Annotated in this window: 18 protein-coding genes; 11 read left to right on the top strand and 7 right to left on the bottom strand. The window is 63.9% G+C overall.

All coding sequences use genetic code 11. The annotated features are described in order from the left end of the window. Window positions 1-36: 36 nt before the first annotated feature. Window positions 37-1,089 (top strand): DUF6777 domain-containing protein, encoded by a 1,053-nt coding sequence (locus ACSYG9_RS09955; protein WP_454842300.1) that lies wholly within the window; start codon window positions 37-39, stop codon window positions 1,087-1,089. An 8-nt stretch (window positions 1,090-1,097) separates the two neighbouring features. Here the strand turns inward: ACSYG9_RS09955 and ACSYG9_RS09950 are convergent, their stop codons facing one another. After that, window positions 1,098-1,784 (bottom strand): SDR family oxidoreductase, encoded by a 687-nt coding sequence (locus tag ACSYG9_RS09950; protein WP_454842298.1) that lies wholly within the window; start codon window positions 1,782-1,784, stop codon window positions 1,098-1,100. A gap of 55 nt (window positions 1,785-1,839) precedes the next feature. Then, on the bottom strand, window positions 1,840-2,490 hold the full coding sequence (locus tag ACSYG9_RS09945) for a SanA/YdcF family protein (RefSeq protein WP_454842297.1): 651 nt from the start codon (window positions 2,488-2,490) through the stop codon (window positions 1,840-1,842). 51 nt (window positions 2,491-2,541) lie between these two features. Between ACSYG9_RS09945 and ACSYG9_RS09940 the strand changes: the two genes are divergently transcribed. Next, complete coding sequence (locus ACSYG9_RS09940) at window positions 2,542-3,552, top strand: PHP domain-containing protein (RefSeq protein WP_454842296.1); 1,011 nt, start codon at window positions 2,542-2,544, stop codon at window positions 3,550-3,552. 22 nt (window positions 3,553-3,574) lie between these two features. Further along, window positions 3,575-5,023, top strand: coding sequence for a flavin-containing monooxygenase (locus ACSYG9_RS09935; RefSeq protein WP_454842295.1), 1,449 nt, complete (start codon window positions 3,575-3,577; stop codon window positions 5,021-5,023). Here ACSYG9_RS09935 and ACSYG9_RS09930 read toward each other — a convergent pair. From ACSYG9_RS09930 to ACSYG9_RS09920, 3 genes are all read right to left on the bottom strand, one after another. Continuing rightward, entirely contained in the window at window positions 4,960-5,805 is an 846-nt protein-coding gene (locus tag ACSYG9_RS09930) for an enoyl-CoA hydratase/isomerase family protein (RefSeq protein WP_454842293.1), read from the bottom strand. The genes ACSYG9_RS09935 and ACSYG9_RS09930 overlap by 64 nt on opposite strands. Beyond that, a complete protein-coding gene (locus ACSYG9_RS09925) occupies window positions 5,802-7,235 on the bottom strand; it encodes an acyl-CoA synthetase (RefSeq protein WP_454842291.1) in 1,434 nt (477 codons plus the stop codon). The genes ACSYG9_RS09930 and ACSYG9_RS09925 overlap by 4 nt, the downstream gene beginning before the upstream one ends. A 245-nt stretch (window positions 7,236-7,480) precedes the next feature. Next, a complete protein-coding gene (locus ACSYG9_RS09920) occupies window positions 7,481-8,095 on the bottom strand; it encodes a helix-turn-helix domain-containing protein (RefSeq protein WP_454842290.1) in 615 nt (204 codons plus the stop codon). 265 nt (window positions 8,096-8,360) lie between these two features. Between ACSYG9_RS09920 and ACSYG9_RS09915 the strand changes: the two genes are divergently transcribed. From ACSYG9_RS09915 to ACSYG9_RS09880, 8 genes are read left to right on the top strand one after another with little or no spacing between them, the layout of a single operon-like run. Continuing rightward, window positions 8,361-9,554, top strand: a complete 1,194-nt coding sequence (locus ACSYG9_RS09915) for a Rieske 2Fe-2S domain-containing protein (RefSeq protein ID WP_054806070.1) — start codon at window positions 8,361-8,363, stop codon at window positions 9,552-9,554. 4 nt (window positions 9,555-9,558) lie between these two features. After that, entirely contained in the window at window positions 9,559-10,614 is a 1,056-nt protein-coding gene (locus tag ACSYG9_RS09910; RefSeq protein ID WP_454842289.1) for an FAD-binding oxidoreductase, read from the top strand. A gap of 27 nt (window positions 10,615-10,641) precedes the next feature. Beyond that, entirely contained in the window at window positions 10,642-11,520 is an 879-nt protein-coding gene (locus tag ACSYG9_RS09905; protein ID WP_054809916.1) for a VOC family protein, read from the top strand. After that, the gene (locus ACSYG9_RS09900) at window positions 11,517-12,854 is read left to right on the top strand and encodes an amidase (protein ID WP_454842287.1); all 1,338 of its coding nucleotides are present in this window, start codon (window positions 11,517-11,519) and stop codon (window positions 12,852-12,854) included. Before ACSYG9_RS09905 ends, ACSYG9_RS09900 begins: the two co-directional genes overlap by 4 nt. Beyond that, complete coding sequence (locus tag ACSYG9_RS09895) at window positions 12,847-14,181, top strand: M20 family metallopeptidase (protein WP_454842286.1); 1,335 nt, start codon at window positions 12,847-12,849, stop codon at window positions 14,179-14,181. The genes ACSYG9_RS09900 and ACSYG9_RS09895 overlap by 8 nt, the downstream gene beginning before the upstream one ends. After that, window positions 14,178-14,933 (top strand): aspartate/glutamate racemase family protein, encoded by a 756-nt coding sequence (locus tag ACSYG9_RS09890; RefSeq protein WP_054806069.1) that lies wholly within the window; start codon window positions 14,178-14,180, stop codon window positions 14,931-14,933. Before ACSYG9_RS09895 ends, ACSYG9_RS09890 begins: the two co-directional genes overlap by 4 nt. A 9-nt stretch (window positions 14,934-14,942) precedes the next feature. Further along, window positions 14,943-15,803: an alpha/beta fold hydrolase gene (locus ACSYG9_RS09885; protein ID WP_454842285.1), complete on the top strand. Its 861-nt coding sequence runs from the start codon at window positions 14,943-14,945 to the stop codon at window positions 15,801-15,803. Beyond that, complete coding sequence (locus ACSYG9_RS09880) at window positions 15,800-17,374, top strand: flavin-containing monooxygenase (protein ID WP_454842284.1); 1,575 nt, start codon at window positions 15,800-15,802, stop codon at window positions 17,372-17,374. Before ACSYG9_RS09885 ends, ACSYG9_RS09880 begins: the two co-directional genes overlap by 4 nt. Before the next feature lie 7 nt (window positions 17,375-17,381). Here ACSYG9_RS09880 and ACSYG9_RS09875 read toward each other — a convergent pair whose 3' ends face one another. Then, on the bottom strand, window positions 17,382-18,422 hold the full coding sequence (locus ACSYG9_RS09875) for a pirin family protein (RefSeq protein ID WP_454842282.1): 1,041 nt from the start codon (window positions 18,420-18,422) through the stop codon (window positions 17,382-17,384). Window positions 18,423-18,489: 67 nt separating this feature from the next. Then, complete coding sequence (locus tag ACSYG9_RS09870; protein WP_454842281.1) at window positions 18,490-19,362, bottom strand: spermidine synthase; 873 nt, start codon at window positions 19,360-19,362, stop codon at window positions 18,490-18,492. Between the last annotated feature and the right edge of the window lie 37 nt (window positions 19,363-19,399).

The raw sequence follows: 19,399 nt of genomic DNA, 5'->3' as shown, positions 1-19,399 counted from the left end.
CGGCGCGGCCGGTCTCGTCGACCTAGGCTGACGAACGTGGCCCCCGACACCGCAGTACGCGGATGCGGACTGGTGCTCGCCCTGACCGCGCTCGTGGCAGGTGCGTGTTCGTCCGGCGGTTCCGGTTCTCCGGATCCCGTGCGACTCGACATCGCGACCGCGCAGAGCGACCACCCCTGGACCGGACTTCTGCTTCCGGCCCAGGTTCCTGTGGCGGTCCCGCCACCGCCGGACGACGCGCTCGCAGAGTCCGGAGATCCGGTATCACACGACGGAACGCCCGCGGTCGCAGGCGACCGCGTCGCGCTCTACGGGGGAAGTCTCGACCGGGAACTGTGCGACCGAAACGAACTGGTCGCGACCCTTACCAGCGATTCGGCCAAGGCTGCCGCCTGGAAGGCCAAGGTCGGCGCCGACGACATCCTCGAGTACACGAGCGCTCTCACTCCGGTGTTGCTCCGCGCGGATACCCGCGTCACCCGCTACGACTACATCGACGGCATGGCCCTTCCCGTCCAGGCGGTTCTCGAGACAGGGACGGTGGTGCTCGTCGACGACCACGGGATGCCGCGGGTGCGATGTGCCCGCGGCAACCCACTGTCGCCGCCCGTGCTGGCGAAGGACACCGACATCGAAGGCACCGAGTGGACCGGGTTCGATCCGGAACGACTGTTCGTCGTGCAATCGTCCGCCGATGCGGTGAACGAGTTGAAGGTCGTCGACATCACGACCGGTGACTTGCTTGCGGTGCCGATCGGTGCCGGTCCGCTCGCCCCGGTTGCACCGCCGCCGCCGCCGTCACCGGAAGTGGCTGCGGCACCCGAAACGGTCGAGCAGAATCCGGCCCCCGCACCGCGCCCTCGAGTGCAGGCACCGCCGCCCGCACCGGAGCCTCCGCCGCCCGCACCGAAGCCTCCACCCCCGGCACCTGAGCCTCCACCACCACCGGCACCGGCACCTGAGCCGATGCCGCAGATACCGCCGCCGCCTCCTCCCGCGCCGGCACCTGCACCGGCTCCCCCGCCGCCCCCGCAGATCCGGATCAACGTGCCCGGCGGGCCCCCGGTGGTGATTCCCCTACCGTTCTGAGTGCGCGATCATGATCCGGGCGGCGACCACGGGCGCAGGATGATCTCGGCAGGATGCGCGTCGGCCGGTGTCTCGACGGCGTTCCGGATCGCGCGCGCCACCGTCGACGCCTTCAGGAAGCGGGAAGGGTCGTAGTCGTTGCCTTCGGTCGCGACGATCGCGCGCTGCATGTCGGTGTCGATGCGACCGGGATGCACCGACGTGACCCGCAAGGACGGTTCTTCGAGGCGTAGTACATCGCCGAATGCGCGCAGCGCGAACTTGCTCGCGGCATACGCACCCCATCCCGGATTCGCTCGGATACCTGCTCCCGAATTGATCAGCACCACATGGCCGTTCGCGGCCCGTAGTGCCGGGAGCAGCAGCTGCGTCAGTGCGACGACGGTGAGGAGATTCGCGTCCATCATGTGTCGCCACTGCTCGACGTCGCTGTCGGCGACGGCGCCGAGTTCGGCCGCACCCGCATTGTGGACGAGGACGTCGAGCCGCTCGATTCCGGCCGTCGCAGCGGTCAGCGCGTCGTGATCGAGCAGGTCCACGGGCCACGGGGTGGTGCCTGGGAGTTCGTCGGTGATCGCGGTGAGCGAGTCGGGCCTGCGGCCGCCGAGGAGAAGGTCGTGGGTGGGGGCGAGTTCGCGGGCGATCGCGGCGCCGAGGCCGCGACTCGCTCCGGTAATGAGAGCTGAAGGTCGCATCCGATCACACTAGAACCGAATCGACCCGGTGGTCAGGACCGAAACGACCCGGTGGTCAGCGGACGGCGAGGATCTCGGCGAGTGTGTCATTGGGAGGTGTCGACACCGCGGGGTCGCGGGGAAAGCGAAGTTCGAGGAACGCCTTCGGACGTGACAACACCCATTCGCGGAGATGACTGCGGATCTGCGACACGGGCCGCGCCTGTCCACGCGCCACGACACCTGTCGCGTCGATCCCCGCGCGCAGACACAGCGCGACCGCACGGGGCAGATGGAACCGCTGCGTCGCGATGTTCGCCTCCCGCACCCCGAACGTGCGCATGGCCCGCTGGGCAGTGTCGAAGGTGTCGAGGCCGTACGGGTCGGCGACGATGCGGTTGCGATCCACGCCGTGTGAGGTGAGGTAGTCGATCATCGCGGTGATCTCGTCGCCGGAGCGTCCCGCGGCGTCACCGGAGACAAGAACTGCCCGGGCGCGTCCGTCCCGGACGAGCGACACCGCGACATCGAGACGTCCGCGTAAGAATCCGCCAGGTTTGCCGTCTCGTACCCGCGCGCCGGGCACGATCACCACGGGAGCCGGTGGTGCGTCGGCGAGGCTGTACATCCGGCCCTGCGCAGACGAAGCGACCTGCGAGGACACCCACACAAACGCCGACCCGGTCGCGATGCATCCGGTGAGCAGCACTATTCGACGTCTCGACATGGTGCCCACATTACGGAGCGCAACCTGTGGGCACGCGTCCACAATGGTGAGATGGACCCGGTGGCCGCGCTCCGCGAGATCGCGTTCTGGCTCGAGCGTCAGCACGCGTCGACCTATCGTGTGCAGGCGTACCGGAATGCCGCCGACGTGGTCGCGGGCCTCTCCGAAATCGCTCGAGCGAAGCACCGTCGCGCCGATGACTGGACCGAACTCGCCGGGATCGGCCCGAAGACCGCGACCGTGATCCGGCAAGCGTTCGACAGTGTCCCCGACTACCTGCAGAGTGTGCGCGACGACGCCGAGCCGATCGGTCGCGGCGGTCGCGCACTCCTCGAAGCGCTGAAGGGCGATTTGCACACCCATTCCGACTGGTCCGACGGCGGCAGCCCCATCGACGAGATGCAACGGACCGCCACGACGATGATCGGCCACGAGTACATGGCCTTGACCGACCACTCCCCTCGGTTGACGGTGGCGAACGGGCTGAGCGCCGAACGCCTCCACACGCAGTTGTCCGTTGTAGCGGAGCTCAACGAGAGCGCACAGGGCACCAGGATCCTCACGGGCATCGAGGTCGACATCCTCGACGACGGGTCGCTGGACCAGGACGAAGGGCTCCTCGCCGCCCTCGACATCGTCGTTGCGAGCGTGCACTCGAAGCTGCGCGATGACCGGGCGACGATGACGAAGCGGATGCTGAGGGCCGTCGAGAATCCGAATGTGGATGTCCTCGGGCACTGCACCGGCAGGCTCGTCACCGGCGGTCGCGGGCAGCGACCCGAGTCGACGTTCGACGCGGAGGCAGTGTTCACGGCGTGCCGCGATTACGACACCGCGGTGGAGATCAATTCGCGTCCCGAACGTCGTGATCCACCGTCGCGACTGATCGATCTCGCGCTGGATATCGGGTGCCTGTTCTCGATAGACACCGACGCGCATGCCCCGGGGCAGCTCGACTGGCTCGGGTTCGGATGCGAGCGCGCGGCCGAGCGGGGTGTCGAACCCGACGTGGTGATCAACGCGTGGCCGGTGGATGATCTGTTGACGTGGGCGAGTCGGTAGGGACGAGGAGGCAGGAGTAGACATGGAACACGTCGATGTGCTGGTCGTCGGTGCCGGACTGTCCGGCATCGGTGCCGGATACCGACTGCAGACGCAGTGCCCGGACCGCACCTACGCGATTCTCGAGGCCCGCGACAGTGTCGGTGGTACGTGGGATCTGTTCCGCTACCCGGGAATTCGATCCGACAGTGATATGTACACGCTCGGGTATCCGTTCCGGCCGTGGCGCGGCGAGAAATCGATCTCCGACGGCGCGAGCATCCTGCAGTACGTGCGCGACACCGCCGCGGAGTACGGCATCGACGCCAAGATCCGATTCGGGCATCGCGTCGTGTCGGCGGCATGGTCGAGCACCGATGCGCGGTGGACAGTCCGGGTGAGCTCCGGCGGTGAGGACTCGGGCGGGGAGGACACACAACTGAGTTGTGCGTTCCTGTATCTGTGCAGCGGGTACTACAGCTACGAATCCGGTTATCTACCTGACATTCCCGGCCTGGATGATTTCGCCGGAACCGTCGCGCATCCCCAGTTCTGGCCCGACGACCTCGACTACGAAGGTAAGAAGGTCGTGGTGATCGGCAGTGGCGCCACCGCGGTGACTCTCGTGCCCTCGCTTGCGGAGAAGGCCGAGCGCGTGACGATGCTGCAGCGGTCGCCTTCGTATGTGATGTCGTTGCCGTCCCGCGATCCGATCGCGACCCGTATTCGGAAATACTTGCCCGACAAGGTGTCCCACCGGGTGATCCGCGCGAAGAACACGGTGGCCAATCTGGGCTTCTACCAGCTGTGTCAGCGTCTTCCCGGGGTGGCGAAACCTGTACTGCGCCGGCTTGCGAAGCGACATCTGCGTGATGGGTCGACCGTTGATCCGCATTTCACCCCGAGCTACCGGCCCTGGGATCAGCGAATGTGTCTGGTGCCCGACGCCGATCTGTTCAAGGTTCTCAACTCCGGTGCCGCGGACATCGTGACCGGCCACATCGATACCGTCACCGAGAAGGGCGTGCTGCTGAAGTCGGGCGACCACCTCGATGCCGACATCCTCGTCACCGCGACCGGGTTGCGCCTCGTTCCCGCCGGCGGCGTCGAATTCACGATCGACGGTGAGACCGTGGATCTCGCCCGTCACTACACCTATCGCGGGATGATGCTCAGCGGCGTACCCAATCTTGCGCTGTGTCTCGGATACACGAACGCGTCGTGGACACTGCGCGCCGACCTCGCATCCCTGTACGTGTGCCGCCTGCTGAATCACATGCGCCGGGGCGGGTATCGCATCGCCCGGCCGGTATCGCATCACGACGCCTCACCTCAGCCGCTGCTCGGTTTGACGTCGGGTTATGTCGCGCGTTCGGAAAGCATTCTTCCGAAACAGGGTTCACGGAGCCCGTGGTTGATGCGGCAGAACTATCTGCTCGATCTACCCACGATGCGATTCGGCCGGATCGACGAGTCGATGGAATTCACATGAGTTGATTCGCGCATCGTGTGGCTGAATTGCGGAGACCTGCCGGACAGGAAGGCCTCGAGTCCGATCTCGAGATCGGGGTTGGTTGCGTCTCGCCAATAGTGCTCCAGCTCGTCGTCGAGTCGCCCGCGGGCGGCCGCATCGATCATCTCCTTCGCAGCTCGTTGCGTGATCGAGGACCTCGACGCGATGGATTCCGCCAAAGTCATGGCGTGGGCGACGAGCGTCTCGTCCGGGACCACCTCGGTGACGACGCCGAGTTGTGCCGCAAGAGCACTGCCGATACGGTCCCCCGTGATCACCAGCCGTTTTGTCGTGGCAGGGCCCAGAGTGAGCACCATCCGACGGATTGTCCGCGCTGGATAGATCACGCCGAGCTTCGCTGGAGTGACAGCGAACTCGGAACCTTCTGCAGCCACCCGGAAGTCGCATGCAAGAGCGAGTTGTGCACCCCCGCCGATGCAGTATCCGCGGATGGCTGCGATTGTCGGCTTGGGAAAGGCTGCGAGCGCCTCCTCTGCATCGGTGACTCGATCTTCCATACGGATGCCTTCTACACGTGCCGATCGAAGTTCACGAATATCCATGCCAGCACAGAACTGTGCTCCTGTACCAGTGAGTACAACGACCGAAATCGCGGGGTCGTCCGCGAGTTGTTCTAGTACGGAAATCAATTCGTCGAGCATCCCACCGGTGAGTGCATTGTGCCGGCGCGGGTGATCGATTATGAGAACTGCGACGTTCCGGTGGGTCTCCGTCCGAATCTCGGCACGCTCGAGGCTCATCGCTTCGTCAGGTGATCGTCGATCAGGATCTTCTTCTGGACTTTGCCCATCGCGTTGCGCGGCAGGGTATCGACGAATCGGATCTCTCGCGGACGTTTGTGGATCGAAAGGGTGCGCGCGACGAAATCAGGCAGCGCACCATCGTCGTGACAGTCGCCCACCACGTACGCGACGATTCTCTGCCCCAGATCGTGGTCGGGAACACCGATGACCGCAGCCTCGCGAACCTCGGGATGATTCAGCAGTGCCTGCTCCACTTCGCCTGCCCCGACCCGGTATCCGCCGGACTTGATCATGTCGACCGACTCCCGTCCGACGATGCGGTGCAAGCCTTGTTCGTCGATCGCGGCGATGTCGCCGGTCTTGAACCAACCATCGGCAGTCATGGATTCCGCAGTCTTGGCTGGGTTTCCGAGGTATCCGCCGAACAATGTGTCGCCCGCAACCTCGAGCCGACCCACTGTTTCCCCGTCGTGCGGGACCGGATTGCCCGATTGGTCGAGCAGGCGCGTTCGCACTCCGCGGATGGGACTCCCCACCCAGCCGGGTCTGCGTTCACCGGTGGACCGTGTGCTGAGCGTGATGAGGGTTTCGCTCATTCCGTACCGCTCGATCGGGGTGAGACCGGTGAGCTTCACGATCCGTTCGAACAGTGGAACCGGCAAAGGGGCACTGCCCGAGACGAGGAGCCGTGCCGATGTGAGGGCCCGTGCGGCCGCGGTGTTCGCGCAGATTCGCGACCACACGGTGGGAACACCGAAGTACAGCGAACCGGATGCTGCCGCATACGCCTCGGGGGTAGGTCGTACCGTGTGAACAATGGGCGAGCCGTGCCGTAGGGCTCCCACGACGCCCAGGATGAGCCCGTGCACGTGGAATAGTGGAAGCCCGTGCACGAGAGTGTCATCCGGACTCCAGTTCCACGCCTCGGCCAAGCCGTCCAACCCGGCGGCGATCGCGGAGCGGGACAGTACGACGCCTTTCGGGGAACCGGTGGTACCCGAGGTATACATGATCATCGCTGTTGCCTCAGGATCCGGCTCGCGATGCGTCGCCGAGGAACGGGCTTGCGCGTCGACCGCGACCGATGGAAGAGAGATGTCCTCACGCGAAGAGCCGAGCCAGATCTGTGCGCCGGAGTCCTTCAGGATGTGTGCACGCTCGCTCGGGCCGGAGTCGGGCGGAACCGGAACAGCCGGCACGCCCGTCATGAGGCATCCCGTTACCGCGATGACCGTCTCGATACTCGCCGTGGCATCGACTGCAACGCTTGAAGCACCGGCGATCTCGTTTGCCACTGCGGATGCTGCGGCGATGAGTTCGGATCGGGTGAGGGCGCTGTCGCCCACCCGGACCGCATCGGGGCCGTCGGCTCCGTGGCCGGAATCCTGAAGAGCGGTGAGTAGTGGCAGCGGCGTGAGAGCTGTCATGGGGAGGTCCCTTTCGGGCGGCAGAGTGATTGGCTGTCCACATTCGGAGCAGAGCGCTACATATGGCTGCGTCAGCCTATGATCTCCTCGTGTATTCGTCAACCATCGTATTTGAAATAGGTTGTATGAACGGAGTTTTCATTGCTGTCCGCGTCTTCGGAAGATGCGGTCGTGATGAACTTCGCCGCCCTGCCATGAGGCCGTGCGAGCTGTCAGGACCGAGCGCGATCGGTACGTGAGCGGACTCAGCCGGCAGGTTTCGTGGGAGGTTCGGACTCGGCGCCCTCACCGGGGAGAGGGTCGAAGAATGCGGCCGTGTTGATTGTTGCGAGTTCGCGACTGGCCGCCTCGTACAGGCCGGTGAGTACTTGCATCGACCGGACCGCGTGATGCATCTTCGTCACGCTGTCGCTGAGCTCCTCGAGGTTGGTGCTCAAGGTCTGCTGGCGCAACTGGGCGTACCGATCGGTGACCTCACGGCCGGTCGCGGTGACAGTGAAGACCGACGAAGTCCCCGACTTGGTGCGCTCCAGCAAGCCGAGGCTCACCAATTTCCGGAGGTTGTACTGCAGATTCGGAAGATCGTCCCGATTGGTCAGCTGGGCGATCGTCGCTGTGTCCTTCGATCGTTCCTGCATGCGCACGACGTGTAGAGCGACGACCTCGTTGAATGTCAGGTCGATGTCGGAGGAAACCCGAATGGCCTGGACCGCGAACCGCTGGAAGCCGCCCTCGACCTGGAGGATCGCGAACTCGAAGGCCGTCAGCGCCTCTTCGTAGGCGTTGTCCGCGAGGTGCCAGCGTCGCCCCGGTGCCAGCGACTCGGGTTGTCCGGACGACCGGGGTTCGGTGTTGCTCATCTTTTCTTCCGTAGTCCGCTCGTCGGTGGCTTGTGCTGCGCATGGGGTGTTGGACACAGATGTTACCAGCGACGACTCGAATGATCAGTTGATCATTCATAGAAAATTGATTGACATTCCACGGAGGATGGATATTGTGGTCTGCAACACCCCCTTGTTTCGACTTCGAATCGATGGCCCATCAGCCCGGGCCGCTCGCCCATCCGGCAAGACCATGCGGATGGGAGCCACTATTCCCCGACCACATCCTCCGGAGGTCACTTCGATGACAACTACCTCTCACAGCGGCTCGTCCGCCGGAGCCACCCGGCAGTACGCGCCGTACGTCAAGGCCGATTGGGGCTACGCCAATCACTGGTATCCCGCACTGTTGTCCCACGAACTCGAGGACGACACCGCCAAAGGTGTCACTATCGGCGGTCACGACATCGCACTGCGACGTTCGGCCGGCAAGGCATACGCGGTTTCCGACCGTTGCATCCACCGAGGTGTGAAACTCTCGGCCAAGCCGATGTGCTTGTCGGAAGGCACCATTACCTGCTGGTACCACGGATTCACCTACGGACTCGAGGACGGCAGCCTCACCACTATTGTAGGAAATCCCGATGACTCACTGATCGGGAAAGTGGGCATCCGCACCTATCCCGTCGAAGAGGTCAACGGGATCATCTACGTGTTCGTGGGAGAGGACGACTACGGCACCCCACCTCCTCTCAGTGCCGACCTTCCGGCACCGGTTACCAACGACCCCAACGATTCTCCAGTCGCGCACCTACTGGACGAGGGAATTGTCATTCGTGGCATCCACCGCAAACTGGTGGGCAACTGGCGTCTTGCGGCGGAGAACGGCCTCGATCCCGGTCACCTTCTGGTGCACTGGGACAACCAGATTCTGGTAGCGCTCGACCGGGCGCTGCCGCTCGGAGTCAACGCTCTGACCGACTCCGCGACCGAGGAAATCGACATCCCGGACGGTCCCAAGGGCGTGATGAACCGTTACGACCGGCCGGACCTCTACGAGCCGGTGCTGGACAACCCGAAGGTCAACATGAAGGCCCGAGGTACTGTGCCGCACTATTTCCGCACGTCACTGTGGGTTCCGGGGGTCCTGATGGTTGAGCATTGGCCGATCACCGATCACGTGCAGTACGAGTTCTACGTGCCGATCGACGATCACCATCACGAGTACTGGGAGGTCATCGCCACCCGCGTGACCACTGAAGAAGACATCGCCGAGTTCAACTTCAAGTACGACAATTTCATGCTCCCTCTCGCACTCGAGGGGTTCAACAACAGTGACGTCTTCGCACGCGAAGCCACTGAGGAGCACTACACCAGATTCGATGGTTGGAACAATGAAATGCTCTGCGACATGGATTATTCCATCGTTGCATGGCGCAAGATGGCGTCGCGGCACCCTCGCGGCTTCTTCGAGTCCCCCTACGAGGACGAGGACTAGCGTCGTGTCGATCGCCCCGACCGACACTCTTCCGGAGCGCTCGATGGCCACCCAGAGCAATGTCCGTCTCAACTTCACAGATGGAACCAAAACCGTTCAGGTACCGGCAGATACCACGATTCTCGAAGCGGCGACCGAAGCCGGTGTGCGATTGGTCAGTCAATGCACGGTGGGCACGTGCGGAACATGCGTGGGCCGGGTCGCACGCGGTGACGTGATCATGCCCGAAGGGCGCGTGTACTCGCTCAAGAAGGACGAAATCGACGCTGGCCAAAGGTTGTTGTGTCAATCGCACGTGCGTGGCGATTCCGAGATCGACCTCGACTACCCGGCATCGATGCTCGACGAGTACCCCGTGATCACGGCGACCGCAAAGGTCGGTGCGATCATCTGGCTCGGTGAGACTGCGGTGGAACTGCAACTCAAATTGCCCAAGTCGGTGCGCTTTGCGTTTCGAGCCGGGCAGTACGTGCGAATGCAGGTGCCCGGCACCGACGAATGGCGTTCGTACTCGATGGCATCCGGCGAACGAGACCGCAAGAAACTGACCTTCACGATCCGGGTGCTACCCGCCGGCGTGATGTCGGATTACCTCCGCAACAACGCCGTGGTCGGAGACCGGATCGAGATCGAGGGTCCCACAGGTAGCTTCGGACTCATCGACGAGTCCGGCCCGGTTCTCATGATTGCCGGAGGTACCGGACTGGCCCCGATGCTGTCGATGCTCGAGAAGCTGCAGACCGCACGCGACGAATATCCGATCAGGCTCGTATTCGGTTGCAGCCGTGAAACCGACCTGTTCCATCTCGACGAGCTGGAAGCCCGGCAGGGCTTCATGTCCAAACTCGACGTGCGCGTGGTTGTCGACGAACCGACCGCCGTAACCGGAGTGCTGGAGGGTAACCCCGTCAGCGTTCTGAACGCAGCGGACGTCGAGCACCCCCTCACCTCCGCCTACCTGTGCGGCCCGCCGGCGATGCTGAAAGCCGCGGAGGAGCGGCTGCTCGAACTCGGGATGCCGGCCGAGCGTATCCACGCCGAGCAGTTCCTACCCAGCTGACTCGCTACTTCCGAACAGAGGCAAGAGATGAGCCTTTCCCGTCTGGGCGCAATGAGTGTCGAGGTCACCGACCTCGAGGCCTGGCGCCACGTCTTGGTGGACCTGCTGGGGCTGTACGCACGCCCCCGCGAAACGGAACAGGATCCGCTGCTGATCCGAATCGATGACCACCACCATCGCATCGCACTGTATCCCGCGGAACAGGACCGAATCCGGTCGATCACGTGGGAGGTCGACAGTCCCGATATGCTGCGGACCCTGGCGGACCGGGTCACGACCGAGGGAATCGACGTTGAGTGGATTCCGGCCGGTCCCGCGGAGGAGCGGTTCGCTGTCGAAGCGTTCCGGTTCGTCGACCACGACGGATTCCCCAATGAGGTCTGCTTCGGCCCGACGATCGACCATGCCCCTCTCGTGCACGGCAATGTGATCAGCGGATTCGTCACCGGGACCCTCGGTCTCGGACATGTGGTGCTGATGTGCAAGGACTACCCGGCCGCCGTGGACTTCTACACCCGGGTGCTCGGCTTCCGGCTCACCGACTACATCGTGTGGGACGGTGCCGACGCGACGTTCCTGCACTGCAACCCCCGGCACCACAGCCTTGCGTTGATGAACGAATGCTTCTCGTTCACCGGAGGTGATTTCAATCATCTGATGATCGAAGCGGCATCCCTGGACGACGTGGGCCGCGCATACGACATCATCAACGCTGCAGGGATCGATCTTCAGATGACATTCGGGCGCCACACCAATGACGGCGTGACGTCCTTCTACATGCGCACGCCATCGGGATTCGCGATAGAGATCGGATACGGCGGCGAGCTCATCGACTCGGACGAGTGGGAGGTCAAGACCTTCCGGTCTCCGTCCCGATGGGGTCACGAACCACAGAAGGCGGGGTGACCGCGGTGTCCGGCCCTACCGCACCCACCTCCCCCATCACTGACATCCTGGCCGACGAGCATCGAAGCGTCGCGGCAGTCGAGCGTTGCTTGGCGCGCATCGAGGAACGTGACGAGACGATCATGGCTTGGGCACACGTCGACCCTGAGCTCGCACTGAGTCAGGCGTCGGCACGTGACTCCGAGCAACGGCGCTCGCCTCTGCACGGAATTCCGTTCGGTATCAAGGACATCATCGACACCGATGACCAGCCCACGGCATACGGATCAGAGTTGTGGAAAGGCCACCGGCCCGACGGCGACGCCGAAGTCGTTCGGCGTCTGCGCCGCGACGGCGCAGTGATCATGGGAAAGACGACCACTACCGAGTTCGCAACGTATCGACCGACCGAGACACGCAACCCACATCACACGGGACATACTCCCGGAGGATCGTCGAGTGGTTCTGCTGCTGCGGTCGCAGACGGCCAGGTGCCGTTGGCGTTGGGAACCCAGACTGCCGGATCGGTCCTACGGCCGGGCTCCTTCTGCGGCGTGTTCACGCTCAAGCCGACATACGGGCGCTGGCCGTTTGACGGTGTACTGCCCGTCGCGCTCACCTTCGACACGGTCGGCGCATTCGCCCGGCATCCCGCGTGGTTGGGCGCCATCGACGAATCCCTCTCCACCGCCGGACATGTCCCTCCCCCGGCTACCGTGCTGGCACCACTGCGAGAACTACGGGTCGGAGTGCTGCGACCACCGTGGGACGACCGCGCAACTCCGGCGGCGGCCGCACTCCTGGAAGACTTCACTTCCGGCCTGCGTGGGCTGGTGTCCGACATCGTCGATGTGCAGATTCCGGCCGACCTCGCCGACCTCGACGACGCGCACACCCTGCTCATGGCGGCCGAAGCCTCCGCTGCGCTCGCCGAACGTATCCACGGGTCGCGTCCGGGAAGTGTCAGCAGGCAACTGACGAATTTCCTGCAGTCGGGTCGCGAGGCGCCGTCGAATGCGATTCAGTCTGCCAGAACGGTGCTCAGGAGGGCACGCACCGTGGTCGATCGCCTGTTCGACGACCTGGACCTGCTGGTCACGCTCGCCGCGCCGGGCGAAGCACCTGTGATCGGTACCGGAACCGGTGACCCCGTGTTCAACAAGCTCGCGAGTGTGAGCGGATGTCCCGCTGTCGGGCTCCCGGCAGGACGCGGCGTCCATGGCCTGCCTCTCGGAATCCAGCTTGTGGCACCCGCACATGCGGATCAGGCGCTGGTGCGCATAGCGACCTGTCTGACGGATCGCGCCGGCCTGGCTGCGAGGCCCGGCATATCGGAGAGAGAAACAGATGACTGATATATCGACAACCAAGGCGCTCCCGCTCGACGATCGTCGGCGCGAGATGTACGAGGCCGTCTGCGCGAACCTGAACGCTGATCGATTCCGGGACTTGCTCGTCGATCTGATCGGCATTCACAGTCCCACCGGCCGTGAGCGGGCAGCGTCCGAGTTCATGGCGTCCCACCTCCGTGAGCGGGTCGGGATCGATGCGCGATACCAGCCGATCTCCGAACACACCGGCAACGCGATCGGCGAGATGCAGGGATCGGGTGGAGGTAGCAGGCTGTTGCTCTACGCCCCTATCGACACGCACATCGATCCCGAATCGGATGTCCCCTGGATCGGAAAATCGTTGCGATCCGACATGATTCCCGAAGCTACGGTTCACGGGGATCTCGTCGTCGGCCTGGGCGCCTCGAATCCGAAGTGCATGGTCGCCGGGCTCACCGAAGTCATGCATGCCGTCGTCGACGCCGATCTTCCCCTGATCGGGGACCTCGCAATCGGGTTCGCGGGCGGCGGGATGCCGGTGACGATGAGCGAACGCGACAACGTCGGGATGAGTAGCGGTGTGTTTCATCTGCTCACCCACGGAATGGCACCCGACCATGCCGTCGTGCTCAAGCCGTGGTGGGCGGTATACCCGGAAGAGCCAGGTATGTGCTGGTTCAAGGTGTCGGTGCGCGGGACTTTCGGATACGCCGGAATCACAAGGGGAACCAAGGGATTCCGCTCCTCGATCGTGCCGGCTGCCACGGTGATCCAAGAGATCGAGGCGTGGCTGCCCCAGTACACCGCACGCAACACGTCCGGTTCGACCATTCCCGAGGGCTGGATCTCGGCCGTCCGGTCGGGGAGCCCGGACAAGCCTGCCTTCCCGTCCGCGACCACGGAGATCTACCTCGACGTCCGGGTCAATCCCCGCGTGACACCGGGCGACGTTCGTCACCAATTTGCGCAGATGATCGATGAGATTCGCAGACGGAACCCCGACCTCGATCTGGATTGGGAGATGTACGGCTCGCTGCCCGGCGGCATGACCGACCCGGAGAACTGGATAGTCCAGTCGTGCCGACGAGGATGGGAGGAGGTCGAGGGTCGCCCGTACACCACGACGCCGCTCCTCGGTGGCCAGACCGACGGCACACTGATCCGGCGCCTCGGAATACCGTGCGCGCGCATCGGATATCCGTGGCCGCCGGAAACTGCCCCCGATGACCTGAACGAGGGGCTAGGAGGAATGGGTGTCGCCTCCGTGGCCGACGTGATGATGGCGACCAAGGCCGTAGCCTACGCCGTCGTCGACACCCTCACCCGAACCAGAGAGGAACTCGACCTGTGAACCGTGTGCTCAATATCGTTCCCGTTCCCGTACCGCCAGAGGCATTGGATGCCTTCGCTGCCCAGCTGTCAGGCGAGTTCGTCCACCCATCCTTCGAGAATGTCTTCGTCTCGGCCAGGGCCGGTGGCGCGACGCTCGACAGCGCCTACGAAACCACTCTCGCCGACGCCTTCGTTCTCGAGGCAGGATGCCGGGCACAGGAACAGGGTTACGTGGGTGTATGTGTCAACTCGATGAGCGACTCCGCCCTCGCCGCGCTTCGCTCGCGCTTGACGATCCCGGTGGTCGCGCCGAGTCAGGCAACCATGCTGCTTGCCTGTCTGCTCGGCAAGCGATTCTCGGTTGTCACGATGTGGCCCCAGTGGCACGAGTTGTACTACAAGGCCGCTCGGGAGAACGGAATCAGCGCACGCCTCGCGTCGGTACGCGACATCGGAGTCCGGCCCGATGCAGCGGAACTTCTTGCAGGGAAGGAAGAGTTCGTCTTCACCGAGCTCGAACGTCAGGCGCGCGCCGCCGTGGAGGATGACGGAGCCGATGTCATCGTGCTCGGATCGACCACCATGCATCAGAGCCACGCGTATCTGTCGTCGGTGCTCGACGTTCCCGTCCTCAATCCCGGTGTCGTCGCGTACAAGATGTGCGAAATGCTTGTTCAGACCGGACTTTCGCACAGCAAGCGTGCATACCCGTCTCCCGAACGCCTCCAGGACGACCTTCTGCAGTCGGTCGTTTCCGTTTTCCAGAGCTAGGAATCCACGATGACACACGCAACCAATCCCGAGATCGGGAAGACCTTCCGTACAGGGTCATTCGAGACCAACTATCACGACGTGGGAAGCGGCGTGGGAGCACCGGTCCTCCTACTGCACGGTTCAGGTGCCGGCGTGTCGGCGTGGGCCAACTGGCGGGGCCTGATTCCCGTACTGTCGGAGAACTTTCGGGTGATCGCACCCGATCTGGTGGGATTCGGCTACACGACGCTGCCCGACCCTGTCCGGTTCGAGATCTTCGACACCTGGATCGATCAGATCCTCTCGTTGCTCGATGGATTGGGTATCGAGAAGGTGCACGTCGTCGGGAACTCGTTCGGTGGTGGGCTTGCCCTTCATCTCGCCACCCGATTCCCTGAGCGGCTCGACCGAATCGTACTCATGGGCGCGGGTGGAGTGAAGATCGATTTCACGCCCGAGCTCGACGCGCTGTGGGGATACACGCCGTCGGTGGAGAACATGAGGAACATCATGGACATCATGGCGTACGACCGGACGCTCGTCACCGATGAACTCGCCGAACTGCGCTATCGTGCCACGATCCGCCCGGGCGCCCAAGAAGCCTTCGAGCAGGTATTCCCGGAGCCACGGCAGCGCTGGCTCGATGCTCAGATCGTAGCGGACGAGAGCCTCGCGAAGATCGGACACGAGGTGCTGATCGTGCACGGTAGAGAGGACCGCGTGGTACCGGTCGAGGCCTCACGGCACATGTTCGACATGATTCCGAACGCTCAGCTGCACGTGTTCGGTAAGTGCGGGCATTGGACCCAGATCGAACACGCAACGCGATTCCAGCAGTTGGTAGACGGTTTCCTCGGTGAGTCGCTCGTGCCGGAGGAAGTCCTGTGAACGACTCATGGGCGTCGACTCCGCGGAACGGCGGCCCGGTCTCGGGGGTACACTCGGCGGACAAGACCAAGATTGCCATCGTCGGGGCCGGGGTTGCGGGACTGTGCACCGCGAAGGTGCTGAAGCAGTTCGGATTCGATGTGGTCGTGTACGACAGGACACCGGATGTGGGCGGCGTGTGGAGTGTGACCCGTCGCTACCCGGGAGTGATGACCCAGAACAACAAAGGAACGTATGCGTTCTCGGATTATCCGATGCCGCGGTGGTATCCGGAGTGGCCGACCGGCGCTCAGGTTCAGCGGTACCTGGCCGGCTATGTCGAGTTCTTCGGCTTGGAGTCGTACCTGCGACTGGGAACCGAAGTGACCTCCATGCTCCAGGACGAGAACACCGGCCGCTGGTCGGTCTCGACCCGTAACGTCGCGACCGGACACGCCGAGGATGCCTGGTACGACCACGTTGTGATTGCCAATGGAATCTTCTCCGACCCGTTCATTCCCTCGTATCCGGGCGTGGCGGAGTTCGAGGAAGTGGGTGGCCGACTGTGCGCGGCGTCCGATTTCCACGATCTCGACGAGGCGGCAGGCAAGCACGTGCTGGTAGTCGGCTACGGAAAGTCTGCATGCGATGTTGCAGAGGCTCTCAGTGAGGTCTCGGCTACGATGACTGTGGTTGCTCGCGAGGTCACCTGGAAGATGCCCCGCAAGCTCGGAAACATGCTGAACTACAAGTACATTCTCCTCACCCGGCTCAGCGAGGGATTGTTCGAGCATATCGAGCAGCGGGGGTTCGGGCGGTTCCTCACGGGCCCGGGAAGGTTCGTGCGGGACGGGATGCTCGGATTCATCCAGCGGATCGTGCGAAGGCAACTGTCGCTCGATCGGGTCGGCCTGGTTCCCGAGGGTTCCTTCGAGCGGCTTGTTCGCCACGCGGTGAGCCTTGCGACCGAGCGGTTCTACGAGAAAGTGGAATCCGGCACGATCGAGGTACGTCGCGGAACCGCCATCACCGCGTTGTACGAGAAGGACGGTCGCGCGGTCGCCGAACTGTCCGACGGAAGCGTCGTACCTGCGGACGTCATCGTGTGTGCAACGGGGTTCGAACAACGGGTGCCGTTTCTGGACGACGAGATCCAACGACGTCTCACGGATTTGGAGGGCAACTTCCTCCTCTATCGTCAGATCCTGCCATTGGATGTGTCCAATCTGTATTTCATCGGCTACGGGTCGTCGCTGTTCAGTCCGCTCAGTGCAGAGGCCGCCGCTCTCTGGACCGCCGACCACCTGCTGGGTGGCGCAGAGTTGCCACCGCTGGAGCAACGCCGCGAATTCGTTCGGACGCGACTGGACTGGATGATCGAGCGAAGTGAGGGAAAACCTGCTCGCGGAACCAATATCATCCCGTTTTCGCTACGGCAGGTCGATGAGGTACTCGACGAAATCGATGCCAACGTAGGACCTCTGACCAGGTTGTCGCAGTGGATTCTGCCGGCACGTCCCTCGTCGTACCGTCGATCGACGAGGGTACTGATGAAGCGGCACGGCATCGTCAGGGTGTCGCCGTCACGCTGACGTTCACCTACGATTGTGGCGTTGAGGGCCTTTCGATCCGCTGGTCGGGGTACCGTGCGAATCGCCCGGCGTCGGGAGCATGTACCGGGTCGTTGCTCTCCCACGGCCAGCCACCGAAACCCGTGCGGCGGTAGTCGTCGAACGCCTGCCGGATGCCGGCTTCGTCGTTGAGGACGAACGGGCCGTACGACGCAACGGGTTCGCCGATCGGACGTCCTTGCAGCATCAGGATCTGGGTGGTGTCGTCGCTTCCGCAGAGTGTGATGGGTTCGGAGGCATCGACGACGGCGCCGTGCCCCGAGCTCACCTGTTGATCACCGATCTGCACCGGAGAACCGTTGTACACGTAAAGGACACGCTGTGTTCCGGCACCTGCTGCGGGAGGCAGCACCCACTGTGCGCCTGCCGACAGGTCGATGTTCCAGATCGCCACGTCGGTGTCGGAGCGCGACGCCCACGAGTGCGGCGGCGGCGCAGGCGCTGTCGCGTCGTCCAGCCTTCCGGCGAGCACCCGGACGGAGACGGCCCGATCGGCGTCGTCGGTGAACGTCACCGTCGGCGTGTCCTCGTTCCACAGCATCGAGAAATGCGGGTCGGCGGTCTTCGACTCCGCGGGCAGGTTCAGCCAGATCTGGAACAGTTCGAGCGGGTTGTCGGCGTCCCGGTTCAGCAGCGGAAACATCTCGCTGTGCACGACGCCATGCCCGGCGGTGAGCCACTGGGTGTCGCCTTCCCCGAATCGGGCGGAGGCACCGACAGAGTCGGAGTGGTCGATGAAACCCGATCGCACGAACGTCACCGTTTCGAACCCACGGTGTGGATGGCCGGGGAATCCCGGGACGGTGGTGCCGTGGTACATGTTCCACCCCGCAGGATTGCCGAAGTCCTGGCCGAGCGGGCGTCCGTCGAGCGGCGCATCCGGCCCGAGATCGGCATTGCCGGCGGGATACGCGTCGACGTGGTGTGCGACGAACAGGAACGGATCGATCGTTTGCCAGGGCGAACCCAGCTTGAATACCTGCAGGACGGGCGAATGTGTCGAGGTCATGCAAGCTTCAACGATCAGAGGGGTCCACGTGTTCCCCGCTGCGGTGCCGCCGTGCTCCGCTGGGGCGCTACGGTGCTGCCGTGCTCCGCTGAGGCGCTTCGCTGTCGTCGAGAACCTTCGAACCCGCCGCGAACTTGTGCGTCTCCGCAGTGTGCCTGATCTGAGCGGGCACGGCACCACCGAGCAGGTCACGGGCCAGGGCGTCGGACTCTCCGAGCGGCCGGTCGCTGCCCGCGATGATGAGATTGCCGTAGCGCCGGCCTTTGAGCATTGCCGGATCCGCGATCATCGCGGTGTGCTCGAACACCGATCCGATGGTCGCGGCCTCGCGTCGGGCGGTGGTCAGGTCGCGGGTATCGCCGCAGTTCACGACGTAGAGACCACCGGGCGCCAGGACGCGTCTCGCCTGTCGCGTGAACTCGACGGTCGTCAGCGCCACCGGTGTCCGGTCGATCGCGAACACATCGCGGACGATGACATCCCGCGTTGCGTCGGTGAGCGAGGTGAGAACCGACCGGGCCTCGCCCACCCGGATCCGAAGCAGCGGTGCGCGAGGTAGATCGAACCACTCGCGCACCAGCTCGGCGAGACGCCCGTCGATCTCGACGACGACCTGCCGGGCCTCGGGATACGTCGCGGCGAGGTACCGCGCCATGGTGCACGCACCGCCGCCGAGGTGCAGGACACGCAGCCGGGTGTCGCGTGAGAAGTGACTGTGTACCAGCATCGTGATCCAGCGCATGTACTCGAACTCGAGAAGTGTCGGATCGTCCGGGTCGATGTGGGAACTCGGCACGCCGTTGACCTCGAGAATCCATCCCGAGTCGCGGTACGGGTCCTTGATCAGCTCACACGTACCCGTATCGGTGTCGTACAACCCTGCGACCGGTACATGGCTCGACACAGTCGGCTTGGCCCGGCCAGCCCTGCGTCTGCCCATGTGACGAGCCTAGTACGAGACGCCCGAGGTGCGTATT

The sequence above is a fragment of the Rhodococcus sp. SJ-2 genome (genome assembly GCF_053750035.1).
The sequence above is the reverse complement of the archived record's forward strand: the minus strand, read 5'-3'. Positions and strand labels throughout refer to the sequence as shown.

Coding starts and splice junctions, on each gene's coding strand:
- ACSYG9_RS09920 (WP_454842290.1), bottom strand. CDS start 8,095: ATGAGCAACACCGAACCCCGGTCGTCCGGACAACCCGAGTCGCTGGCA.
- ACSYG9_RS09945 (WP_454842297.1), bottom strand. CDS start 2,490: ATGTCGAGACGTCGAATAGTGCTGCTCACCGGATGCATCGCGACCGGG.
- ACSYG9_RS09870 (WP_454842281.1), bottom strand. CDS start 19,362: ATGGGCAGACGCAGGGCTGGCCGGGCCAAGCCGACTGTGTCGAGCCAT.
- ACSYG9_RS09875 (WP_454842282.1), bottom strand. CDS start 18,422: ATGACCTCGACACATTCGCCCGTCCTGCAGGTATTCAAGCTGGGTTCG.
- ACSYG9_RS09940 (WP_454842296.1), top strand. CDS start 2,542: ATGGACCCGGTGGCCGCGCTCCGCGAGATCGCGTTCTGGCTCGAGCGT.
- ACSYG9_RS09935 (WP_454842295.1), top strand. CDS start 3,575: ATGGAACACGTCGATGTGCTGGTCGTCGGTGCCGGACTGTCCGGCATC.
- ACSYG9_RS09885 (WP_454842285.1), top strand. CDS start 14,943: ATGACACACGCAACCAATCCCGAGATCGGGAAGACCTTCCGTACAGGG.
- ACSYG9_RS09930 (WP_454842293.1), bottom strand. CDS start 5,805: ATGAGCCTCGAGCGTGCCGAGATTCGGACGGAGACCCACCGGAACGTC.
- ACSYG9_RS09925 (WP_454842291.1), bottom strand. CDS start 7,235: ATGACAGCTCTCACGCCGCTGCCACTACTCACCGCTCTTCAGGATTCC.
- ACSYG9_RS09905 (WP_054809916.1), top strand. CDS start 10,642: ATGAGCCTTTCCCGTCTGGGCGCAATGAGTGTCGAGGTCACCGACCTC.
- ACSYG9_RS09915 (WP_054806070.1), top strand. CDS start 8,361: ATGACAACTACCTCTCACAGCGGCTCGTCCGCCGGAGCCACCCGGCAG.
- ACSYG9_RS09895 (WP_454842286.1), top strand. CDS start 12,847: ATGACTGATATATCGACAACCAAGGCGCTCCCGCTCGACGATCGTCGG.
- ACSYG9_RS09950 (WP_454842298.1), bottom strand. CDS start 1,784: ATGCGACCTTCAGCTCTCATTACCGGAGCGAGTCGCGGCCTCGGCGCC.